The sequence below is a fragment of the Streptomyces sp. NPDC091279 genome (genome assembly GCF_044757465.1).
In the GTDB taxonomy this organism is placed as follows: Bacteria; Actinomycetota; Actinomycetes; order Streptomycetales; family Streptomycetaceae; genus Streptomyces.
Window position 1 is genome coordinate 383,727 of the sequence record NZ_JBIVVA010000005.1, and the last position, 22,152, is coordinate 405,878.

19 protein-coding genes are annotated in these 22,152 nt (G+C 69.9%); 7 read left to right on the plus strand and 12 right to left on the minus strand.

From position 1 onward, the window contains the following. Nucleotides 1-67: 67 nt before the first annotated feature. Both ACIQOU_RS15020 and ACIQOU_RS15025 read left to right on the plus strand, forming a co-directional pair. The gene (locus ACIQOU_RS15020) at nt 68-922 is read left to right on the plus strand and encodes a carbohydrate ABC transporter permease (RefSeq protein ID WP_401537350.1); all 855 of its coding nucleotides are present in this window, start codon (nt 68-70) and stop codon (nt 920-922) included. Nucleotides 923-928: 6 nt separating this feature from the next. Beyond that, entirely contained in the window at nt 929-1,768 is an 840-nt protein-coding gene (locus tag ACIQOU_RS15025; protein WP_401537130.1) for a carbohydrate ABC transporter permease, read from the plus strand. 134 nt (nt 1,769-1,902) lie between these two features. Here ACIQOU_RS15025 and ACIQOU_RS15030 read toward each other — a convergent pair whose 3' ends face one another. Further along, a complete protein-coding gene (locus tag ACIQOU_RS15030) occupies nt 1,903-2,928 on the minus strand; it encodes an ATP-dependent 6-phosphofructokinase (RefSeq protein WP_401537131.1) in 1,026 nt (341 codons plus the stop codon). Nucleotides 2,929-3,221: 293 nt separating this feature from the next. Between ACIQOU_RS15030 and pta the strand changes: the two genes are divergently transcribed. The 3 genes from pta (at nt 3,222) to pyk (ending at nt 8,037) form a co-directional block, all read left to right on the plus strand. After that, a complete protein-coding gene (pta, locus tag ACIQOU_RS15035) occupies nt 3,222-5,312 on the plus strand; it encodes a phosphate acetyltransferase (protein ID WP_401537132.1) in 2,091 nt (696 codons plus the stop codon). Beyond that, a complete protein-coding gene (locus ACIQOU_RS15040; protein WP_401537133.1) occupies nt 5,309-6,517 on the plus strand; it encodes an acetate kinase in 1,209 nt (402 codons plus the stop codon). Before pta ends, ACIQOU_RS15040 begins: the two co-directional genes overlap by 4 nt. Before the next feature lie 92 nt (nt 6,518-6,609). After that, entirely contained in the window at nt 6,610-8,037 is a 1,428-nt protein-coding gene (gene pyk, locus ACIQOU_RS15045; RefSeq protein WP_401537134.1) for a pyruvate kinase, read from the plus strand. Nucleotides 8,038-8,143: 106 nt separating this feature from the next. On the opposite strand, the gene ACIQOU_RS15050 is transcribed toward pyk, so the two are convergent. From ACIQOU_RS15050 to ACIQOU_RS15065, 4 genes are all read right to left on the minus strand, one after another. Beyond that, nucleotides 8,144-9,565, minus strand: a complete 1,422-nt coding sequence (locus tag ACIQOU_RS15050; protein WP_401537135.1) for a hypothetical protein — start codon at nt 9,563-9,565, stop codon at nt 8,144-8,146. Further along, nucleotides 9,555-10,112 carry a DUF6114 domain-containing protein gene (locus ACIQOU_RS15055; RefSeq protein WP_401537136.1) on the minus strand — a complete coding sequence of 186 codons (558 nt, stop codon included), beginning with the start codon at nt 10,110-10,112 and terminating at the stop codon, nt 9,555-9,557. Before ACIQOU_RS15055 ends, ACIQOU_RS15050 begins: the two co-directional genes overlap by 11 nt. A 182-nt stretch (nt 10,113-10,294) precedes the next feature. Beyond that, the gene (locus ACIQOU_RS15060; protein ID WP_401537137.1) at nt 10,295-10,939 is read right to left on the minus strand and encodes a DUF6230 family protein; all 645 of its coding nucleotides are present in this window, start codon (nt 10,937-10,939) and stop codon (nt 10,295-10,297) included. 643 nt (nt 10,940-11,582) lie between these two features. Next, nucleotides 11,583-12,563, minus strand: coding sequence for a tetratricopeptide repeat protein (locus ACIQOU_RS15065; protein ID WP_401537138.1), 981 nt, complete (start codon nt 12,561-12,563; stop codon nt 11,583-11,585). A gap of 253 nt (nt 12,564-12,816) precedes the next feature. On the opposite strand from ACIQOU_RS15065, the gene ACIQOU_RS15070 reads away from it, so the two are divergent. After that, nucleotides 12,817-13,449 carry a TetR/AcrR family transcriptional regulator gene (locus ACIQOU_RS15070; protein ID WP_401537139.1) on the plus strand — a complete coding sequence of 211 codons (633 nt, stop codon included), beginning with the start codon at nt 12,817-12,819 and terminating at the stop codon, nt 13,447-13,449. A gap of 23 nt (nt 13,450-13,472) precedes the next feature. On the opposite strand, the gene ACIQOU_RS15075 is transcribed toward ACIQOU_RS15070, so the two are convergent. The 3 genes from ACIQOU_RS15075 to ACIQOU_RS15085 all read right to left on the minus strand — a co-directional run bounded on the left by ACIQOU_RS15075 (nt 13,473) and on the right by ACIQOU_RS15085 (nt 16,139). Beyond that, on the minus strand, nt 13,473-15,173 hold the full coding sequence (locus tag ACIQOU_RS15075; RefSeq protein WP_401537140.1) for a methylmalonyl-CoA mutase: 1,701 nt from the start codon (nt 15,171-15,173) through the stop codon (nt 13,473-13,475). Between the two features lie 74 nt (nt 15,174-15,247). Beyond that, nucleotides 15,248-15,586 carry a DUF3817 domain-containing protein gene (locus ACIQOU_RS15080; RefSeq protein ID WP_401537141.1) on the minus strand — a complete coding sequence of 113 codons (339 nt, stop codon included), beginning with the start codon at nt 15,584-15,586 and terminating at the stop codon, nt 15,248-15,250. A 43-nt stretch (nt 15,587-15,629) separates the two neighbouring features. Beyond that, nucleotides 15,630-16,139, minus strand: a complete 510-nt coding sequence (locus tag ACIQOU_RS15085) for a MarR family winged helix-turn-helix transcriptional regulator (RefSeq protein WP_401537142.1) — start codon at nt 16,137-16,139, stop codon at nt 15,630-15,632. Between the two features lie 187 nt (nt 16,140-16,326). On the opposite strand from ACIQOU_RS15085, the gene ACIQOU_RS15090 reads away from it, so the two are divergent. Beyond that, nucleotides 16,327-17,319, plus strand: a complete 993-nt coding sequence (locus ACIQOU_RS15090; RefSeq protein ID WP_401537143.1) for a glycoside hydrolase family 6 protein — start codon at nt 16,327-16,329, stop codon at nt 17,317-17,319. Nucleotides 17,320-17,340: 21 nt separating this feature from the next. On the opposite strand, the gene ACIQOU_RS15095 is transcribed toward ACIQOU_RS15090, so the two are convergent. The 4 genes from ACIQOU_RS15095 to ACIQOU_RS15110 form a co-directional block, all read right to left on the minus strand. Further along, a complete protein-coding gene (locus ACIQOU_RS15095; RefSeq protein ID WP_401537144.1) occupies nt 17,341-19,314 on the minus strand; it encodes a galactose oxidase-like domain-containing protein in 1,974 nt (657 codons plus the stop codon). 2 nt (nt 19,315-19,316) lie between these two features. Beyond that, nucleotides 19,317-21,176, minus strand: coding sequence for a glycosyltransferase family 2 protein (locus ACIQOU_RS15100; protein WP_401537145.1), 1,860 nt, complete (start codon nt 21,174-21,176; stop codon nt 19,317-19,319). A gap of 187 nt (nt 21,177-21,363) precedes the next feature. Continuing rightward, complete coding sequence (locus ACIQOU_RS15105) at nt 21,364-21,660, minus strand: MTH1187 family thiamine-binding protein (RefSeq protein ID WP_401537146.1); 297 nt, start codon at nt 21,658-21,660, stop codon at nt 21,364-21,366. Further along, the gene (locus tag ACIQOU_RS15110; RefSeq protein ID WP_401537147.1) at nt 21,657-22,001 is read right to left on the minus strand and encodes a DUF3817 domain-containing protein; all 345 of its coding nucleotides are present in this window, start codon (nt 21,999-22,001) and stop codon (nt 21,657-21,659) included. Before ACIQOU_RS15110 ends, ACIQOU_RS15105 begins: the two co-directional genes overlap by 4 nt. Nucleotides 22,002-22,152: the final 151 nt, after the last annotated feature.

Here is a 22,152-nt window from a genome sequence, read left to right on the forward strand (position 1 = left end):
CCGGCAGACCTCCCGACCGCCGTCCCGGCAGGCTTCCCCTCCCCGACTCTCACCCCCGCCCCGCGTCCTGCGCTCCCTGGCCCGCGCGCTGCCCGTCTCCCCGGCGCTGATCCTGCTGCTGCTCTTCCTCGCGGGCCCGATCGCCTACTGCGGGTATCTCGCCTTCACCGACCTCCAGTTGACGGGTCAGGCGCACGCGTCCTTCGTCGGCCTGGCCAACTTCCGCCGCGCGTTCCAGGACCCCGCGTTCCTCAACGCCGTTTGGCTGACGCTGGTGTTCACGGTCGTGTCGTCGCTGCTCGGGCAGAACACCCTGGGCCTCGCGCTGGCCGCGCTGATGCGGCGGGCGTCGAAGCCGGTGCGGACGCTCACCGGCGGGGTCGTCGTCACGGCGTGGGTGCTGCCCGAGGTGGTCGCCGGTTTCCTGCTCTACGCGTTCTTCCGCGCGGAGGGCACCCTGAACGCCGTGCTCGACCTGCTCCGACTCCCGTCCCAGAACTGGCTGTTCACGCTTCCCGTCCTCGCCGTGTCGTTCGCCAACGTGTGGCGCGGCACGGCCTTCTCGATGCTGGTGTACTCGGCCGCGCTCAGCGAGATCCCGCAGGAGGTCGAGGAGGCGGCCGAGGTCGACGGCGCGGGCGGCTGGCGCCGGCTGTGGCACATCACGCTGCCGATGATCCGGCGTTCCATCGCCACCAACCTCATGCTCAACACCCTCCAGACGCTGTCGGTGTTCGGGCTGATCTGGGTGATGACGCGGGGCGGCCCGGGCGGCCGGAGCCAGACGCTGCCGCTGTTCATGTACGAACAGGCCTTCCAGAACAGCATGATCGGCTACGGCACGGCGGTGGCCCTGCTGTTGCTGGTGGTGGGCGCCCTGTTCTCGCTCCTGTACCTGCGCCTACTGAGGACGGAGGTCTGACGAGCCATGCCCCCCTCCTCCTCACCCCGCGAGCGCGGCCGCCAACTGGCAGCGGACACCGCCCTGTTGATAGTGGCCGTCGCCTTCGCGCTCCCGCTGGCGTGGGTCCTGCTGTCCTCGGTTGACCCGCACGCCGATCTGCGGGTGAAGGTGCCCGACGGGTTCACGTTCGGCAACTTCGAGGCGATCCTCACCGCCGACATCACGTTCACGCCGATGCTCAACAGCCTGATCCTGTGCGGCGGGGCGACCCTGCTGACGGTGGTGTGCGCGACGCTCGCGGCCTACCCGCTCTCCCGGTTCCGCTCCCGCCTCAACCGGCCGTTCCTGCTGACGGTCCTCTTCGCGACGAGCCTGCCGATCACCGCGATCATGGTGCCGGTCTACGCGCTGTTCGTGCAGGTCGACCTGATCGACACGGTGCGGGGCACGATCCTGTTCTTCACCGCGTCCCAACTCCCGTTCGCCATCTGGCTGATGAAGAACTTCATGGACGGCGTGCCGAGGGAGCTGGAGGAGGCGGCGTGGACAGACGGCGCGTCCTCGCTCCAGTCCCTGGTCCGGATCGTGCTGCCCCTCATGGGGCCCGGCGTCTCGGTCGTGACGGTGTTCTCGTTCGTCATGATGTGGGGCAACTTCTTCGTCCCCTTCATGCTCCTCCTCACCCCCGACCAGCTGCCGGCCAGCGTGAGCATCAACGACTTCTTCGGCAACCGAGGAATGATCGCCTACGGCCAACTAGCGGCCTTCTCCCTCACCTACTCCACCCCAGCAATCCTCCTCTACCTACTGATCTCCAGAAAACTGGGAGGAGGCTTCGCACTAGGAGGAGCAGTAAAGGGCTGAAAACCCGGGGCACTTACCACCACACGCCCGGGGCTGTATCGATGTGCGGCTCCGCCACGCGGGCGCGACAACCCACAACGGCGCCGCACCCGCCCACCAACCACCCCAGCCAGGGTGATTTAGGGGTGCCGCTCCTAAAAGACGGACTCCGCCTCGTCCATGCGGGACGTCGGCACCGTCTTCAGCTCCGTCACCGCCTCCGCCAACGGAACCATCACCACATCAGTCCCCCGCAACGCGGTCATCCGCCCGAACTCCCCCCGGTGGGCGGCCTCCACGGCGTGCCACCCGAACCGCGTCGCGAGAACCCGGTCATACGCGGTAGGCACCCCACCCCGCTGCACATGCCCAAGAATGACCGGCTTGGATTCCTTCCCGAGCCGCCGCTCCAACTCGTACGCCAGAGCCGTCCCGATCCCCTGGAACCGCTCATGACCGAACTGGTCGATGGCCCCCTTGCCATAGTCCATCGTGCCGTCGGCCGGATGCGCACCCTCGGCCACACAGATCACCGCGAACCGCTTCCCGCGAGCGAACCGCTCCTCGACCATCTTGACCAGGTCGGCCGGGTCGAAGGGCCGCTCGGGCAGGCAGATGCCATGCGCACCGGCGGCCATGCCGGACTCCAGGGCGATCCAGCCGGCGTGCCGCCCCATGACCTCGACGACCATCACCCGTTGGTGGGACTCGGCGGTGGTCTTGAGCCGGTCCATGGCCTCCGTGGCGACCCCGACGGCGGTGTCGAAGCCGAAGGTGCGGTCGGTGGAGGAGATGTCGTTGTCGATGGTCTTGGGGACGCCGACCACGGGCAGACCGGCGTCGCTGAGCATGCGCGCCGCCGTGAGCGTGCCCTCGCCGCCGATCGGGATCAGCGCGTCGATGCCGAAGTCACGGGCGATGTCCATGGCGGACTCGCACGCCTCGCGCAGCCGGTCGCGCTCCAGCCGGGACGAGCCGAGGATGGTGCCGCCACGGGCCAGGATGCCGCTGACGGCGTCGAGGTCGAGGCTGCGGTAGTGGCTGTCGAGCAGCCCGGCGTAACCGTCCTCGAAGCCGATGACCTCGTCGCCGTAGGTCGTGACCGCGCGGTGGACGACCGAACGGATCACGGCGTTCAGGCCGGGGCAGTCGCCGCCTGCGGTGAGAACTCCGATGCGCATCGTGCTGTGTCTCCTGCTCGCTGTCGGTCCCGTGGGCCGGTTCGATTGTTTCATGCGTCGAACGACGCCCCTTCCGCACCCTTTAAACATGATTAACCCGTTCGGCCCTATCGGCGGCCTCCCCGCGCCCTCTATCTTGACGGGCGCCTTATCCACCGGGCGGGGTATTGTCAAGGGGGTTCCGCTCACCTTCACGGGTGATTTTCTTCCGGGGGTCACCCCCGCTGAGCGGCCCGTACGTCCTCTCAGGCCACCGACCGACGAGAACCAGACAGACGAAACGGAGAGCACGCGTGACCCGCAGCGTGTACGTGACCGGTATCGACCGCGGCGACGGACGTCAGGTCGTCGAGCTGGGTGTCATGGAGCTGTTGACCAGACAGGTCGACCGGGTCGGCGTGTTCCGCCCACTCGTCCACCACAGCCCCGACCGGCTCTTCGAACTGCTGCGCGCGCGGTACCGCCTCTCCCAGGACCCGGCCACCGTCTACGGCATGGACTACCACGAGGCGTCCACCCTCCAGGCCGAGCGCGGCGCCGACGAACTGGTGTCCACGATGGTCGACCGGTTCCACGTGGTCGCCCGCGAGTACGACGTCGTTCTCGTCCTCGGCACCGACTTCGCCGACACCCAGCTCCCCGACGAACTGGCCCTCAACGCCCGCCTCGCCAACGAGTTCGGCGCCTCGGTGATCCCGGTGGTCGGCGGCCGGGGCCAGAGCGCCGACTCGGTGCGCGCCGAGACCCACAACGCCTACCGCGCCTACGCGGGCCTGGGCTGCGACGTGCTGGCGATGGTGACCAACCGGGTCGCCCGCGAGGACCGTGACGAGATCGCCCGGCGGGTCGGCGCCAAGCTCCCGGTGCCCTGTTACGTACTGCCCGACGAGCCGGCCCTCTCGGCGCCGACCGTCTCCCAGATCGCCCACGCGCTCGGCGCGCGGACCGTCCTCGGCGACGACTCCGGGCTGGCCCGCGACGCCCTGGACTTCGTCTTCGGCGGCGCCATGCTGCCGAACTTCCTGGACGCCCTGACCCCCGGCTGCCTGGTCGTCACCCCGGGCGACCGCGCCGACCTGGTCGTCGGCTCGCTGGCCGCGCACAGCGCCGGCACCCCGCCGATCGCGGGCGTGCTGCTCACCCTGGGCGAGGTCCCCAGCGACGGCGTCCTGACCCTCGCCGCCCGCCTCGCACCCGGCACCCCGGTGCTCTCCGCGCCCGGCAACAGCTTCGTCACCGCCACCGAACTCTTCGCGCTGGAGGGGAAGTTGAGCGCGGCCACGCCACGCAAGGCGGAGACCGCGCTCGGCCTCTTCGAGCGGTACACGGACGCCGCCGAACTCCTGGAGCGGGTCTCCGCACCGAGCAGCGACCGGCTCACGCCGATGATGTTCGAGCACAAGCTCCTGGAGCGGGCCCGTTCCGACCGGCGCCGCGTCGTGCTGCCCGAGGGCACCGAGGAACGCGTCCTGCGCGCCGCCGAGGTGCTGCTGCGGCGCGGGGTCTGCGATCTCACGCTGCTCGGTCCCGTCGACCGCATCCGCAAGACCGCCGCCGATCTCGGCATCGACCTCGGCGGCTGCGAGCTGACCGACCCCGCCACCAGCGAACTGCGCGACACCTTCGCCGAGAAGTACGCCCAGCTCCGCGCCCACAAGGGCATCACGGTCGAACTGGCCTACGACGTCGTCTCCGACGTCAACTACTTCGGCACCCTGATGGTCCAGGAGGGCCTGGCCGACGGCATGGTCTCCGGCTCCGTGCACTCCACCGCCGCGACCATCCGGCCGGCCTTCGAGATCATCAAGACCAAGGAGGACGCCGCCATAGTGTCCTCGGTGTTCTTCATGTGCCTCGCCGACAAGGTCCTCGTCTACGGCGACTGCGCGGTCAACCCCGACCCGAACGCGGCCCAGTTGGCGGACATCGCCATCCAGTCGGCGGCCACCGCCGAGCAGTTCGGGGTCGAACCCCGGATCGCGATGCTGTCGTACTCCACCGGCACCTCCGGCTCGGGCGCCGACGTCGACAAGGTCCGCGAGGCGACCGAACTGGTCCGCTCGCGCCGCCCCGATCTGCGGATCGAGGGGCCGATCCAGTACGACGCGGCCGTCGAGCCGTCGGTCGCGGCGACCAAGCTGCCGGGCTCCGAAGTCGCGGGCCAGGCCAGCGTGTTGATCTTCCCCGACCTCAACACCGGCAACAACACCTACAAGGCCGTGCAGCGTTCGGCCGGCGCGATAGCCGTCGGGCCGGTGCTCCAGGGCCTGCGCAAGCCGGTCAACGACCTGTCCCGGGGCGCCCTCGTCCAGGACATCGTCAACACCGTGGCCATCACGGCCATCCAGGCCCAGACCCCGAGCGAGAAGGCAACCGCCCAGTGAGCCCCACCCGTGTCCTCGTCCTCAACTCCGGTTCCTCGTCGCTGAAGTACCAGCTGCTCGACCCGGCCGACGGCGACCGGCTGGCCACGGGGCTCGTCGAGCGCATCGGCGAGGAGACCTCCCGCCTCACGCACACGCCGCTCGCCACCGGCACCGCGCGGGAGCGGACCGGCCCGATCGCCGACCACGACGCCGCCCTCAAGGCCGTTGCCGAGGAGCTGGCGCGGGACGGGCTCGGCCTCGACTCCCCCGAACTGGCCGCGATCGGGCACCGGGTGGTGCACGGCGGGCAGCTCTTCACCGAGCCGACGGTGATCGACGACGCCGTCCTCGCCGAGATCGAACGGCTCATCCCGCTCGCCCCGCTGCACAACCCCGCCAACCTCACCGGCATCCGCACCGCCCGGGCGCTCCGCCCCGACCTGCCCCAGGTCGCCGTCTTCGACACCGCGTTCCACACGACGATGCCGGAGTCCGCCGCCCGGTACGCGATCGACGCGGCCACCGCCGACGCGCACCGCATCCGCCGGTACGGCTTCCACGGCACCTCGCACGCGTACGTCTCCCGGGAGACGGCCCGGCTGCTCGGGAAGGCGCCCGAGGACGTCAACGTCATCGTGCTGCACCTCGGCAACGGCGCCTCCGCCTCGGCGGTACGCGGCGGGGTCTGCGTGGACACCTCCATGGGGCTCACCCCCTTGGAAGGGCTCGTGATGGGCACTCGTTCCGGTGACACCGATCCGGCCGTCATCTTCCATTTGGCGCGCGTTGGCGGAATGTCCATCGACGAAATCGACACTCTTCTCAACAAGAGAAGTGGCCTGGTCGGACTCTGCGGCGACAACGACATGCGGGAGATTCGCCGCCGGGTCGACGCGGGGGACGCACAGGCCGCGCTCGCCTTCGACATCTACATTCACCGGCTCAAGAAGTACATCGGCGCGTATTACGCCGTGCTCGGTACGGTGGACGCGATCGCGTTCACGGCCGGCGTCGGCGAGAACGCGGCGCCGGTGCGCGCGGCGGCCGTCGCGGGCCTGGACCCCCTGGGCCTGGCGGTCGACGAGGCGCTCAACGCGGTACGCGGCGACGGGCCGCGGCTGATCTCTCCGGCCGACGCCCGGGTGAAGGTCGCCGTGGTGCCGACCGACGAAGAACTGGAAATCGCGACGCAGACCTACGCACTGGTCGGAAAGAGCAACTGAGCGCCGAGGCAGCACCTGAGCAGTGACGCGCCCATTTGTTTCTTCCGTCAGACGGAATATTCCGTAGCGAAACAAACCGATAGGATCGCCCCATGCGCCGTTCGAAAATCGTCTGTACTCTCGGCCCCGCGGTCGACTCCCACGAAATGCTGGTCTCGATGATCGAGGCCGGGATGAACGTGGCCCGGTTCAACTTCAGCCACGGCAGCCACGCCGAGCACCAGGCGCGGTACGACCGCGTCCGGGCCGCCGCCAAGGAGACCGGCCGCGCCATCGGCGTCCTCGCCGACCTCCAGGGCCCGAAGATCCGCCTGGAGACCTTCGCCGAGGGTCCGGTCGAGCTGGAGCGCGGTGACGAGTTCGTCATCACGACCGAGGACGTCCCGGGCGACAAGCAGATCTGCGGCACGACCTACAAGGGTCTGCCGGCCGACGTCTCGCGCGGCGACCAGGTGCTGATCAACGACGGCAACGTCGAGCTGAAGGTCGTCGACATCGACGGACCGCGGGTCAAGACGATCGTCATCGAGGGCGGTGTCGTCTCCGACCACAAGGGCATCAACCTCCCCGGCGCGGCGGTCAACGTCCCGGCGCTGTCCGAGAAGGACATCGACGACCTGCGGTTCGCGCTGCGCATGGGCTGCGACCTGGTCGCGCTCTCCTTCGTGCGGGACGCCTCGGACGTGGCCGACGTCCACAAGGTGATGGACGAGGAGGGCCGCCGGGTCCCCGTCATCGCCAAGGTGGAGAAGCCGCAGGCGGTCGAGAACATGGAGGACGTCGTGATGGCGTTCGACGGTGTGATGGTCGCCCGTGGCGACCTGGCCGTCGAGTACCCGCTCGAAAAGGTCCCGATGGTGCAGAAGCGCCTCATCGAGCTGTGCCGCCGCAACGCCAAGCCGGTGATCGTGGCGACCCAGATGATGGAGTCGATGATCACCAACTCCCGCCCGACCCGCGCCGAGGCCTCCGACGTGGCCAACGCGATCCTGGACGGCGCGGACGCGGTCATGCTGTCGGCGGAGTCGTCGGTCGGCGCCTATCCCGTCGAGACTGTGAAGACGATGTCGAAGATCGTCGCCGCGGCCGAGGAGGAGCTGCTCTCCAAGGGCCTGCAACCCCTCGTCCCCGGCAAGAAGCCGCGCACGCAGGGCGGTTCGGTCGCCCGTGCCGCCTGCGAGATCGCCGACTTCCTCGGCGGCCGGGGCCTGGTGGCGTTCACCCAGTCCGGTGACACCGCCCGCCGTCTGTCCCGCTACCGCGCGGCCCAGCCGATCATCGCGTTCACCACGGACGAGAACACCCGCAACCAGCTGTCGCTCAGCTGGGGCGTCGAGTCCCACGTCGTCCCGTTCGTGAACAGCACGGACGAGATGGTCGACATGGTCGACGCCGAGATCGCCAAGATCAGCCGCTTCAACCCGGGCGAGACGGTCATCATCACCGCCGGTTCCCCTCCCGGCGTCCCCGGCACCACCAACATGATCCGCGTCCACCACATCGGCGGCACCACGAACTGACGCCCGGCACAGGGCAGTTGAACGGCGCTGAGGGCGCCCTCCGGATCGGGGGGCGCCCTCGGTGTCTCTCGCGGCTCGCGGCTCGCTCAGACGCCGGCGGCGACGGTCAGTCCGTCGTGTACACGTGCATGCCCGGGATGGTCAGGGTGCCGCCGAACTGGGCGGCCTGGAGAACCTTCACGTTGGTGAAGTAGATCAGCGGGATGTTCAGCGGGGGCGGGCTGTCCGGCGTGAACGTCACCGGGATCAGGCCGAACAGATTCCCGGAGATGCTCTCGGTGTACATCGTGGTGTCGCCGTCGCGGATGGTGGACGTCGTCCCCTTGGCGGCCTGCACGTGGTACGTCTTGCCGGAGTTGCTGTCGTCCACCGTCTGGTGCAGGTCACCGATGTCGGTGCCCTCGGAGATGACGTACTTGAGCACCTTCTTGGTGGCCCCGCTGGCCGTCTTCACCTCGACGACGCCCTGGTAGTCGGCGCCCTTCAGCAGCAGCGAACTGGCGTCCAGGTGCCAGGGGTCGTCCGCCACCGTGGTCTGCACGCCGCTCTGGTCGTCGGTCGCGAGCGGACAGTTCCCGGCGTCCGCGGAGGCACTGGCCGACGGGCTCGGCGTGGCGGTGGGCGTCGGGGTGGCCGCGTCGGCCGCCTTGCCGACGGCGTCGGTGGTGTCCTTCGCCGCCTCGCTCGCCTTGCCGGTCGGGTCCTGCGCGGTGTCCTCGCCCGTTCCGGTGACCTTCTCGGTGGTGCCCTTGACGGTGTCGGAGACGCCCTTGGTGACGTCCTTGACGATGTCGCCGCTGCCGCCCTGCGAGGCGGACGCGGACGGGGACGCCGACGGGGTGGCCGAGGGCGACGGGCTGGCGGTGGACGTCTTGCCGCCGGTGAAGATGCCCGTGATGGCGTCGCCGATGGCACCGAGGACATCGCCGCCGGAGGAGGAGCCCGAGGAGCCCGAGGAGCCCGAGGAGCCCGAGGACCCCGAGGACGCCGAGGGCGACGGGGTGGCCTTGTCGCCCGTGTTTTCGGAGGGGGACGGCGAGGGCGTGGCCTTGTCGTCGGAACCTGAATCCGACGAAGAGGAGCCGCCCGAGGCCCCCTTGCCCGACGACCCCGAGGTGGCCGTCGGTGAGGGAGACGCCGTGCCGTCCTTGCCGTCCGCGCTGTCCTTGCCGTTCTTGCCGTCCTTGTCGGCGTTCGCCGACTCACTCGGGCTCGCGCTCGTCGAGGCGGACGGCGACGGCGAGGCCGAGGAGTCACCCAGGGCGGCGACGCAGTCCTTGTACTCGTCGGCCGTGAGGCTCTTCGACGTCGGCGACGGCGTCGCGCCGGTGCTGTCCGCGAGGGCGAGCGACGACGTGAAGCCCATGCCCATGAGGACGGCCGTCGGCATGGCCGCCATGGCTATCGCCTTGCCGGCCGGCATGTGGAACCTGGTGAACAGCGGCTTCTTGGGTGCCGCGTGGCGCGGCCCGGTTCTCCCGCGGGACGCGTCCACATCGCTCCCGTGGGTCACCTCGTCAGCCGGCACTGTGCCTCCCGTTCACCCCGCGCGCGGGGCTCGTTCCTGACAGATCGTTCGGCGCACCCACACCGCCGCCCGTGCCCTGGTCGAACGTGTAGTCGTCGGGCCCGTCGTCGTCGGCCCGGGGGGCCGGGCGGACCGGCTCCTCGGCCGGCGGGACGCCCGGCGCCCAGGAGGCGGCGAGGGCGCCGCCGATCAGCGCCAGCACGAAGCCCAGGATGAAGCCGCCGATGTTGGAGACCACCAGCGAGATCAGAGCCAGCAGGATCGCCGCGACGCCCGCGAAGAGCCGGGTGGCCTGCTGGAACCACATGGTCAGCCCCAACGTGCACAACAGGACGCCGATTATCAGCGACCCGGCGCCCGCGGTCGTCGCCATGGTGAGCGACATGCTGCCCAGTTTGAACGTGGCATACGGGAAGTAGGCGATCGGCACCCCGCCGAGCAAGGTGAACAGGCCCGCCCAGAACGGCCGGGTGCCCCGCCAGTCGCGGAACCGCAGACGCAACCGGGCGAAGGTCCCGGCACTCTGGCCCGGAGTCTCGGCACTCATGGAAAACAGCTCCCTGGGTCCGGGGTAGGTACCTGCCGGCTCGACCGTGGCGGACGGAAACCGGAAGTCTCTGGTGGATGTATCCGGCACGCGGCACCGGATGGGTGTGCGGGGCGGAGAAGCAACGCCTCCCCGCCCCTGAGCGGCTCAGCCGACCGACGCCACCGCTGCGGCGTCGACCGTCAGAAACACTCCATCTTGGGGTCCGTGCCGAGACGCATCTTCAGCCCGTTGAGGGTGAAGGTGCCGGCCGTGGTCGCCCACGCCGTCTGCTCGACATTCGTGAGGTCGGCCGTCGCGGCCGTCTGGGCGAAGCCACCCGGCAGGACGCTGTCGCCGGACCTGACCGCGGGACCCTGCGTCTTGTCCTTGACCGCCACCCCGATGTCCATGCCGTGGAACACGGCATCGGCGTCCAACTGGGAGAGATCGATGTAGAGGTTCTTGGCCTCGACCTTGTGATCGGCGTCCGGCCCCGCGTCGAGACGGAGGTAGAACGTCTTCCCTATGAGAGGGATCTCCGTCTTGACCGACTGGCACATCTTCGTGATCTCGGCCGAGTCGAACGACGAGACCGCGACCGGGTGCACCGTCTTGGTCTTGCCGTCGGTCGACGTGTACCCCGTGTCGACAGCGCCGTACTGGGCGAAGCCCGTGCCCTCAAGGTGACCGGCCGAGACCTTGAACTCCTGGCCGGAAACGCTGAACGACGCCGCGAGGGCACCCTGCGCCAGGCCTATGCCCACACATGCTGCGGCGGCGACGCTGGGCACCATGACCACAGCGAACCGCTTCCATCTTGTCCCGCCACGCACCTGGGACTCCATATTTCCTCCTTCTCGGACGTACATCTCCTGGCCCGACTGCCCCCAAAGGCGGCTCGGCCGGGCAGGGATGGGAGAAGTGCTACGTCCTCGGGAAGGAGAGCGCCTGTCTTCGGAGGCGCGAACCGCGCACCGATCGCCGGCGATCACCCCCGAGCGACAACCACTGGTCGCGCCTGACACACATCACGCACAACCCTGCCGGACAGGCTCCGCCTCGACGGCGAAGACCCCCCTGTCCAAGAGCCGACGACACAGGCATCGGCTCTGCTCGGTGGGGACCCTGGAACTCCCGTGACCCGACCGGCTGCCGGAGTACGGGAATGGACCGAGCGTCGCCGATCGTGGTGCATTCTCGCCGCCCGCACAAGGGGGTTCGTTACTGGCTAGTAACGGCCGGATCACCGAAGGGCGACCCACAGGTCTCGGCCGACTGCGCAGGGTGCCACCCTTACCGAGAGCAAAAGCGGAAATCACCGGACAGAGTCCGACAGAGCGACGCCCCCGACTTACTGCCAGTAACAGCGGCTGCGATTACCAAGTTTTGGTAAAGCGCAGCCCTGCTGACGATCCGTCGGCAATCTTTCACCTGAGCATCACATGCCGTCGCGTTTAGCGACTGGTCAGAACCGGCCCGGTGCCCCGCTCAGAACAGCGCCCGCGCGAGCGCCCGGCGCGCGGTCGCGACCCGGGGATCGTCGGCCCCGACGACCTCGAACAGCTCAAGCAGCCGAAGACGTACGGCATCCCGATCGTCCCCGGCCGTCCTGCGCACGGTGTCGATGAGCCGGCCGAACGCGTCCTCGACATGTCCGCCGACCAGATCGAGGTCGGCGGCGGCGATCTGCGCGGCGGCGTCGGACGGGTTCGCGGCCGCGTCCTGACGGGTCCGCTGCGGGTCGAGGTTCTGCACCCGCTGGAGCAACTCGGCCTGCGCGAGGCCGAGTTTGGCCTCTTCGTTGCCGGGGTCGTCGCTCAGGACGTTCCGGTACGCCTGCACCGCGCCGCCCAAGTCCCCCGCGTCCAGGGCCTGTACGGCGGCTTCGAGGAGCGCGTCGTAGGGGCCGGCCGGGATCTCGGGCGCCGTCCGGTCGCCGGGCTGCGCGTCCGGGTCGACGACCAGACCGGTCAGCCCGAACCGCTCCTCGGCGACCTGCACCAGCTGGTCCAGCGTCTGACGGATCTGGTTCTCGTCGGCCGCGCCCTGGAAGAGCGGCAGGGCCTGGCCCGCGACCACCGCGAAGACGGCCGGGATGCCCTGGACGCCGAACTGCTGCATCAGCATCTGGTTGGCGTCGACGTCGATCTTGGCGAGCACGAAGCGGCCGGCGTACTCCAGGGCGAGCCGCTCCAGGACCGGGCTCAGCTGCTTGCAGGGCTGGCACCACTCGGCCCAGAAGTCGATGACGACCGGTACCTCGGTGGAGCGCTGGAGGACATCGCGTTCGAACGCGGCCTCGTCGACGTCGATGACGAGGTCGGCCGGGGAGACGCCCCCGGCGGCGGGGCCCTTGCCCTGTCGGGCGGCTTCGGCGCGGGCCTGCTCCGCCTTGGTCTTGGCCTCCTGGGCCGCCTTCACCGCGCCGAGGTCGACGACCCCGCTCATGGACATGTTCCGTGGCTGCATGCGTCTATCCTCCCCCGATCCCGCGCGTGAGTGAAAAGCGTCCCGAAAGCCGGTCCCACCGGGTGCTGTCGGCGCCGGGTCCCCACCCGCGCCCATGGTTTCGCTACGAGTCGTAGCGTAATGGCACGGGGTGCCTCCCGGACAGCCCCTCGTGGTGATCTCCCTCAGCGCCTCACCAAACCCACGCATCCGCACAACGACGGCCACCGCACACGGGTTCACCGGCCCCGGCGCGGAGATCTATGGTCGGGGGATGCAGAGCCGCAGCCCCGCACCCCGCGCCCCGGGAGGACGCCCACGCAGTGCCGCCGCCGACGCCGCGATCCTCGCCGCCACCCGGCAGGCCCTGGTCGACCTGGGCTGGTCCCGGCTCACCCTGGGCGATGTCGCGGGCCGGGCCGGCGTCGCCAAGACGACCCTGTACCGCCGTTGGGCCGGCAAGAACGAGCTGGTCGTGGACGCCGTCGCTGAACTCTTCGACGAACTCCGGCTGCCCGACAGCGGCTCGCTGGCCACCGACGTCGAGGGCGTCGTTCTCCAGTTCGCGGCGATCCTGGACCGCCCGGAGGCCAGGAACGGCCTGATGGCGGTGGTCGCTGAGGCCACCCGCGACGAGCCGTTGCGCGACCGTATCCGCACCTCGATCGTGGACCGGCAGAAACGCCTCGTCCTGGAGGGCCGCACCCGCGCCCAGGCCCGCGGCGAACTCCCCCCGGAGACCGACCCCGAGGAGGCCACCCGCTCGGTCGACCTCATCTTCGACGTGGTCGCGGGCGCCGTGGTCCACCGCACCCTGGTCAGCGCGGAACAGGCGGACCGGACATGGGCCCACGACTTCACCCAGATCCTCCTGCGGGGACTGACGGGGGCACGGGGGGACACCTAGCGCCCCCGCCCCGCGAGGCGTCGTCAGAACCCCGCCGGTTCCGTGTACACCCCCCACTCGTCCCGCAGGACCCCGCAGATCTCGCCCAACGTCGCCTCCGCGCGGGTGGCTTCCAGCATCGGGGGGATCATGTTGGCGCCCGAGCGGGCGGCGGCGAGGAGGGCGTCCAGGGTCTGGCGGACCCGGGCCTCGTCGCGGGCGGACCGGCGCGCGGTGAGGGCGTGCACCTGGTCGCGTTCCACCTCGTGGCTGACCCGGAGGATCTCCAGGTCGCCGGTGACGGAGCCGGTGTGGACGTTGACGCCGACGACGCGCTTGTCGCCCTTCTCCAGGGCCTGTTGGTAGCGGAAGGCGGACTCGGCGATCTCGCCGGTGAACCAGCCGTCCTCGATGCCGCGCAGGATGCCGGAGGTGACCGGGCCGATGGGGTGGCGGCCGTCGGGGTGGGAGCGCAGTCCGCGTTCCTTGATCTGTTCGAAGATCCGCTCGGCGTCCGCCTCGATGCGGTCGGTGAGCTGCTCGACGTACCACGAACCGCCCAGCGGGTCGGCGACGTTGGCGACGCCGGTCTCCTCCATCAGGACCTGCTGGGTGCGCAGGGCGATTTCGGCGGCGCGTTCGCTGGGCAGCGCGAGGGTCTCGTCGAGGGCGTTGGTGTGCAGCGAGTTGGTGCCGCCGAGCACGGCGGCGAGGGCCTCGACGGCGGTGCGGACGACGTTGTTGTACGGCTGCTGCGCGGTGAGCGAGACCCCGGCGGTCTGGGTGTGGAAGCGCAGCCACTGCGCCTTCTCGGAGCGCGCCCCGTAGACGTCCCGCATCCAGCGGGCCCAGATGCGGCGCGCGGCGCGGAACTTGGCGATCTCCTCGAAGAAGTCGACGTGCGCGTCGAAGAAGAAGGAGAGGCCGGGCGCGAAGACGTCGACGTCCATGCCGCGGCTGAGGCCCAGCTCCACGTAGCCGAAGCCGTCGGCGAGGGTGTACGCCAGCTCCTGCGCGGCCGTCGCACCGGCCTCGCGGATGTGGTAGCCGGAGACGGAGAGCGGCTTGTAGGCGGGGATGCCGGTGGCGCAGTACTCCATGAGGTCACCGATGAGGCGCAGGTGCGGTTCGGGCGGGAAGAGCCACTCCTTCTGGGCGATGTACTCCTTGAAGATGTCGGTCTGGAGGGTGCCGTTGAGGAGAGCCGGGTCGACGCCCTGGCGTTCGGCGGCGACGAGGTACATGCAGAACACCGGGACGGCGGGGCCGCTGATGGTCATGGAGGTCGTGACGCCGCCGAGCGGGATGTCCCCGAACAGCACCTCCATGTCGGCGGCCGAGTCGATGGCGACCCCGCAGTGGCCGACCTCGCCCAGCGAGCGGGCGTCGTCGGAGTCGCGGCCCATCAGGGTCGGCATGTCGAAGGCGACGGAGAGACCGCCGCCGCCGTTGGCGAGGATCTTCTTGTACCGCTCGTTGGTCTGCTCGGCGTTGCCGAACCCGGCGAACTGCCGGATGGTCCAGGTCCGCCCCCGGTACCCGGTGGGGTACAGCCCCCGGGTGAAGGGGTACTCCCCCGGCCATCCGATGCGTTCGAACCCGTCGTAGGTGTCCCCCGGCCGGGGCCCGTACACGGGCTCCACCGCATCGCCGGAGAGCGTGCTGAAGTCGGCCTCGCGCGTCCGCGCGCCGTCATACCGGGCCTGCCAGCGTCGGCGGCCCTCCTCGATCGGGTCAGCGTCCATGCTCTCGAATTTACTAGGACGTCCTAGTACATGTCGATGGCTGTCCGCCGCACGAGTGCCGTACGGCGGTGGGGTCAGGCCTGGGCGGGCGCGGGAGCCTCGTCGGTGACCTGCGCGTTCAGCTCGTGGCTGATCTTCCGCTCGACGAAGAAGGCGGCGGTGGGGATCGTCCCCGCGAGCAGCACCCACAGCTGCTTGCCGACCGGCCACCTGGCCTTGGAGCCCAGGTCGAAGGCGAACACCAGGTAGAGGACGTAGAGCCAGCCGTGCGCGATGGCCACGACGCGGGTGAAGTCCGCGGCACCGGCGACGTCGAACCCGTACTTGGCGATCATGCTCAGGCACAGCAGGACCAGCAGCACGCCCGTGGTGTAGGCCAGGACGCGGTAGCGGGTCAGCACGCTTTTCTTCATGCCGTCGAGCGTAACCACCCGTTCCGGCCGATCTTCCCCCGGGTCACTCCCCGTCGAAATCCCGTGCCGCCAGCCTCAGCGGGCGCAGCAGGGCGAAGATCTCGCCGCACTCCTCCGCGTCGTAGGTGCCGAGGCCGAAGTCCATGTCCATCAGGTCCCGGGTGGCGGCGTCGACGGCCTCGCGGCCCTTCTCGGTGATGGTGGCGAGGGTGCCACGGCCGTCGTTGGGGTTGGGGCGCTTGGCGACCAGACCCGACCTGACCAGGCGGTCGACGGTGTTGGTGACCGACGTGGGGTGCACCATCAGCCGTTCGCCGATCTTCGACATCGGCAGCTCGCCCGCCTTGGAGAAGGTGAGCAGCACCAGCGCCTCGTACCGCGCGAACGTCAGCCCGTACGGCTTGACCACGGCGTCGACCTCGGCGAGCAGGATCTGCTGGGCGCGCATGATCGAGGTGATGGCGGCCATGGCCGGTACGTTCCCCCAGCGCTGCTTCCAGAGCTCGTCGGCGCGGGCGATGGGGTCGAAGGGGAGACTGAGGGGTTTCGGCACGGCAAGACACCCTACCCGCCGGTCATATGGCGGTCAGCCCCCGTCTCGCCCCTCGGTCGCCCCGGACCGCCGCCCGTCTGACGCCGGACGGGGGGTGCGGGCGGCGCCCGTCATGTCGGTTCTTTGTCGATAGATCTACTTGTGCAACGATGACGCACGCTTCGTCACCTTCGCGCAAGGGAGCGGCATGTCCCGGCTGATCCACACCCTCGCGGCCCTCGCCGCCCTCGGGCTCACGGCGGGCTGCGCGTCCGCGCCCGGCACCCACGAGGCCGCCGCCGTCGCCTCCCAGAAGGCGCGCGCCGAGGCCGCCTCGGACTTCTGGATCGATCCCGCCAGCTCGGCCGCCACCCAGATGCACATGTGGCAGCGCGACGGGCGGACCAAGGACGCCGAGCTGCTCGGGCGGATCGCCGAGGAGCCGATCGCGCTCTGGCCGGCCGGTGAGACCGACCCGGGCCCGACCGTGCGGGCGGCGACCGCGGCCGCGAGCGGGGAGGGGCGCACCGCGCTCTTCGTCGCGTACGACATCCCGCACCGCGACTGCGGTCAGCACTCGGCGGGCGGCGCGGCCGACGCGGACGCCTACCGGGCGTGGATCGGGAAGTTCGCGGACGCGCTGGGCTCCGGCAAGGCCCTGGTGGTCCTGGAACCCGACGCGGTCTCCCACATCGTGGACGGCTGCACGCCCGCCGAGTACCACCAGGAGCGCGAACGGCTGCTCGGCGAGGCCATCGTCCGGCTGAAGCAGCAGCCGCACACCAAGGTGTACCTGGACGCGGGCAACCCGTCCTGGATTCGCGAGCCGCACAAGCTCGTCGACCCCCTCAAGCGCGCGGGCGTCGAGCGGGCGGACGGGTTCGCGCTGAACGTCTCCAACTTCCAGAGCGACGCCCGCACCAAGGCGTACGGGCTCGACCTCTCCCGCGCGCTCGGCGGCAAGCACTTCGTCGTCGACACCAGCCGCAACGGCAACGGGCCGCTGGAGGGCGCCTGGTGCAACCCGCCCGGCCGGGCGCTGGGCACCCGCCCGACGACCCGCACCGGCGAGAAGAGCCTCGACGCCTACCTGTGGATCAAGCGGCCCGGCGAGTCGGACGGCACCTGCGAGGGCGGCCCGGACGCCGGTCAGTGGTGGCCGGAGTACGCCTTGGAGCTGGCCCGCAACTCCAAGGCCTAATAACGGCGTTGACCTGCCAGGTCACTTCACCTGAATCCACTTGGCCTCGGACGGCGTGCCCTGGGCGTCGGTCACGAACAGCATGTACCAGCCCGGCGGGACCAGCGCCGGGTCCTTGGGGACGTCGACCGTCACCGCGTGGGCGTCCTTGCTCAACCCCAGCCCGATGGAGCGCTGTTCGACGTCCGTCGTGTGGGTGACGGCGCTGGGCCGCATCAGCCGCGCCTTGACGATCCGGTCGGGGTGGTCGGTGCGGTAGGTCGCCCGGTGGTGCTTGTCGAGGACCTGCGGTCCGTCCTCCAGAACGGGGCGGTCGGCGCCGTTCTTGTGCAGGGCGGGCGGGGTGAAGACCTCCATGCGCTGCTCGAAGTGGCCGAGCTTGCTGTTCTGCTGGTCGTCGAAGAGCGGATCGGAGCCGAACGTGACGACCCGGCCGTCGGGCAGCAGCAGCGCCTCGGAGTGGTAGTTGCGGCCCACCGTCGGGTCGGCCGCCTCCCGGAAGGCGTTCTTCTTCGGGTCGTAGAACTGCGCCTTGAGGATGTTGCTGGCGCTGCGGCCCCGGTAGTCGGAGGAGCCGTTGGTGGTGAACACCGTGTCGTCCGGCATGATCACGCTGTTCAGGTACCGGGTGCCCTGGGGCAGTTGGGGGCCGTCCCGGAAGGCGGGCTTGTCCTTCTTCAGGTCGACGACGGCGGTGCGCGGGGTGGCCTTCTTGGACTCGCCGACCCCGCCGCCGCCCAGGATCATCACCTTCTGGTCCTGCGCGGGTGGCAGCAGCAGCGAGGCCGACGTCTCCGTCTGCTCCGGGTCGCGCAGCCCCGGGACCTTGGTGAAGGAGTTGGTCTTCAGGTCCCACAGGCCCGCCTCGCGCCCCTTGTCGGCGGGGCCGTAACCGGCGTTGGAGGCGGGGTAGAAGAGCTTGCCGCCCTTGGTGAGGAAGAGCGCCGGGTAGGTCGGGAAGTACCGCTTGGGGCCCGGCGTCCACTTCTTGGTCTTCGGGTCGTAGATCTCGTTGTCGCCGGGGTCGACCACGCCGACGTCGTCGAGGCCGGAGACGGCCAGGACCCGGCCGTCGTCGAGGCCGACCAGGGTCGGGTACCAACGGGCCTTCTGCATCGGGTCGACGGGGACGTACCGTTCCGCCGTCGGGTCGAACTCGTAGGCGGCGCGGATGCCCTGGAAGTCCTGCTTGTCGAGGGTGATCTTCTCGCTGAGGCCGTAGGTGTTGTCGGCGTCCTCGTCCTTGAGGCCCTCGATGTCGTACTGGGCCTGCTTGTCGGTGACGGACAGCGGGCCCCTCTCGGCGGCCTCGACGAAGACCCGGACCTCGCTGGCGGTCACCTGGGTGCGCCAGGGCTGCATCACCCCGAGCCCGTCGTAGCTGACCTTGAAGTCGCGTTTCGCCTTGGGGACGGTGACGTCGAACCTGCTGATGTACTCGACGCCGGCCGGGGACCGGAACCGGGTGCCCTTCTTGAGGAAGATCGCCTTCTCGGGGTTCTCGTTCTTGACGCGCATCCCGCCACCGGCCCGGTCGACCTCGCCGTCGAGGAACTCGTAGCGGGCGGTGCCGCCGGCCACCAGCATGCGGCCGTCGGGGAGTTGGGCGTGTCCGGAGCAGAAGAAGTCGTCCGGGGTGGGGATCTTCTTGAAGGTGTTGGCCTTCGGGTCCCACAGCACGGTGTCGAAGGAGCCCTTGTCGAACTTCTTCTGCTCGTTGCCCGACCCGGCCACGATCAGGACCTTGCCGGTGTGCAGGAGCGCCGCGTGGATGGCGTTGGTGCGGTACTTCTCCGGGATGTCGAGCTGCGCCCAGGAGCCGTACGTGGCCTGGTACTCGGGCCGGGATATCTGGTAGGCGTGGTACTTCTCACCGGCGAAGTCCAGGGCCGCCGGGGCGTTGAGGGAGGCCAGGACGACCACGCCCCCGACGCCGAGGACGGTCTTCTTGGCCTTGCGGGACATCCTGGTTCTCTGGAACGGCTGGAAGGCCATGGCTAGTTACCTCCTGTCGGGGAGCTGGCGGTGGCCGGGGCACTGGCGGCGAGGGCGGGTTCGGCGGCACTCCCGGCCCCGTCAACGCTCTCGGTGCACTCGGTGCCCGCAGTGCCCGCAGTGCTCTCAGCGCTCTCGGCACTCTCAGCGGGGCGTGCGGCGTGGGGCAGCGGCTGCCGTTCCCGGCGCTCCTTGCGCAGCGTGGCGCGCCACACCCCGACCGGCGCGAGGGCGATCACCATGGCCAGGGCGGCCCAGGTGCACATGGCGGCGTGGGTGTGGCCGAGGACGACGGAGGCGACCAGCGACGCCGCGAGCAGGGTCGCCCAGAAGAGGTGGATGCGGAAGGTGCGCAGCCGGTCGGCGCTGGCGTCACCGCCCTTGGGCGTCACGACGAACCTGCTGGGGCGGCGGATCGCCGCCTCGCCGAGGGACTTGAGGTAGATCGGCGCGGAGAGGGCGGACATCGCCATCCCGGCCAGGCCCCCGGAGCCCTCGGGTTCGTGCGGGGAGACGTTGTGGCGGCGGTTCCACAGGTAGAGGCCGACCTGGAGGGCCGCCGCGTCGCTGTAGAGCATCAGCCAGACGGAGGCCGAGACCTGGGTGCCGGAGGCGCCGAACCACATGAACAGCGCGCAACTGAGGATGCCGAGCAGCCAGTTGACGGCCGTCATGGGGTAGTAGACGAGCATCAGCGTGTACGAGAAGAGCCGTCCGGGCGGCATCGTGAACAGGGCCTTCGCGTACTGCTTGAGCAGCGTCTCGTAGGTGCCGCGCGACCAGCGCATCTGCTGGGTGAAGAAGTCCGTCCAGGAGGCGGGCCCCTCGCCCACCGCGAGGACGTCCGGGGTGTAGACGGAGCGCCAGTGCGCGCGGGTGAGGGGGTTGCGGCGGCGGTGGATCTCGAAGCCGGTCGCCATGTCCTCGGTGACGGAGTCGTACAGCCCGCCGATCTGTTTGACGGCGGCGATCCGGACGATGTTGTTGGTGCCGACGAACATGGGTGAGCGGTAGCGGTTGCCGGCCCGCTGGATCAGCGCGTGGAAGAGGAACTGCTGCGACTCGGCGGCCTTGGTGACGGGGTTGTGGTAGTTGCCGTACACCTGCGGTCCGACGACGAACGCGACGTCCGGGTCCCGGAAGTAGCCCATCATCCTTTCGAGGTATTGCGGGCTGGGGACGTGGTCGGTGTCGACGGAGGCGAAGAACTCGTAGGCGTCGCCGTGCATCGCGATCCACGCGTTGTAGTTGCCGTGCTTGGTGCGGGCCTTGTGGGCGCCCTTGGGGCGGTTCCACTCGGGGACACCGTGCCGGGTGAAGTGCCGTACGCCCAGTTCGGCGCAGAGCGCCTTGGCCTCGGCGTCGTCGCCCTCGTCGAGGAGCCAGACGTCCAGGGGGCCGGTGTGGGTGATGCGGACGGCGCCTTCCAGGGTGGCGCGGACCATCGCGAGGGGTTCCCGGCCGGGGACGTACGTCGTGAGGAAGGCGACGCGGGTGCCGGGGGCGGGGGTGACCGGGACGGGGTCGCGGGCGACCAGGGTGGCGTGGGCCACGGAGGCGACGTTGACCACCATGAACAGTTCGATGAGGCCGATGGCTATGAGCATCGTGATGTCGAGGCCGATCAGCCACTCCTCGCCGCCCTCGCGCTCGACCCAGTGGCTGGGCCAGACCAGGTAGACGAGCAGGAGTCCGGTGAGGACCGGGGCGAGGCCCATCAGCAGGACGGCGCGTATTCGGTGGGGCTCGCGCGAGAGGAGCGAGTGGTACCGCACCCGGTACGGCCCGGCCGGCGGCTCGGTGAGCGGTCCGGCCAGTCGGCTGTGGGTGTCGTAGTCGTAGCCCTCGTCAGGCTGCCGCACAGCGCCCTCCAGTGATCGAACGTGATCCCGATACCCACACACAAATGGAGATAGGGAGACATGTCGACTTGGAGCGTCCAGGTGGGCGTCATCCGAACTGGCTACGGGCACCTCGCGGGCCGCCGCGAGCTGTGCGCGGAGCCTCTCGAAGTGCCCGTGGGGTGAAGGGAGTTGACGGTGGCGGGAACTAGCCGTCGGACAGGTGTCGTTCGACCGTCGCCACCTTGGAGGTGAGGCCGTCGGTCACCCCTGGGCGGATGTCCGCCTTGAGCACCAGGGAGACCCGGGGAGCCCGCGCCTCGACGGCGGCCACGGCGCGCTTGACGACGTCCATGACCTCGTCCCACTCGCCCTCGACGGACGTGAACATCGCGTCGGTGCGGTGCGGCAGCCCCGAGGCGCGCACCACGCGGACCGCGTCGGCGACGTACTCCCCGACGTCCTCGCCGACGCCGAGCGGGGTCACGGAGAAGGCGACGATCATGCGCCGACGACCCCTTCCTGGCGGGCCCGGGAGGCGATGACCTCATCCTCGGCGGCGCGCTTGAGCTTGCGCTCGGCGAAGAAGCCGCCGGTCGGCAGGACCGACAGGACGAAGTAGAGGGCGGCGGTCTTCGCGTTCCACTTGGTGCGGTTCCAGGCGTCCGCCCAGAAGATCACGTAGAGGATGAAGAGCACGCCGTGGACCATGCCCATGACCGGCACCGCGTTGAAGTCCGTGGTCCGCTTGAGGACCGAGCAGACCAGCAGGAGCAGGAAGGAGACCGCCTCGGGCGCGGAGACGAGGCGGAGTCGGCGGAGGGCGGTGGCGGTCTTGATGTCCACGGGTCACCTTCGGTGGTCGGTGGGAGGGACGCCGGCACGGCACGGGTGGGGCACCGACGGGTTTGTGAACGCGAGCACAAACGTGGGGCCATTGTGACAAACGTGCGAGCCGCCCCGGAGCCGGGGGTGGGGTCGCGCGGGTCACATCCCC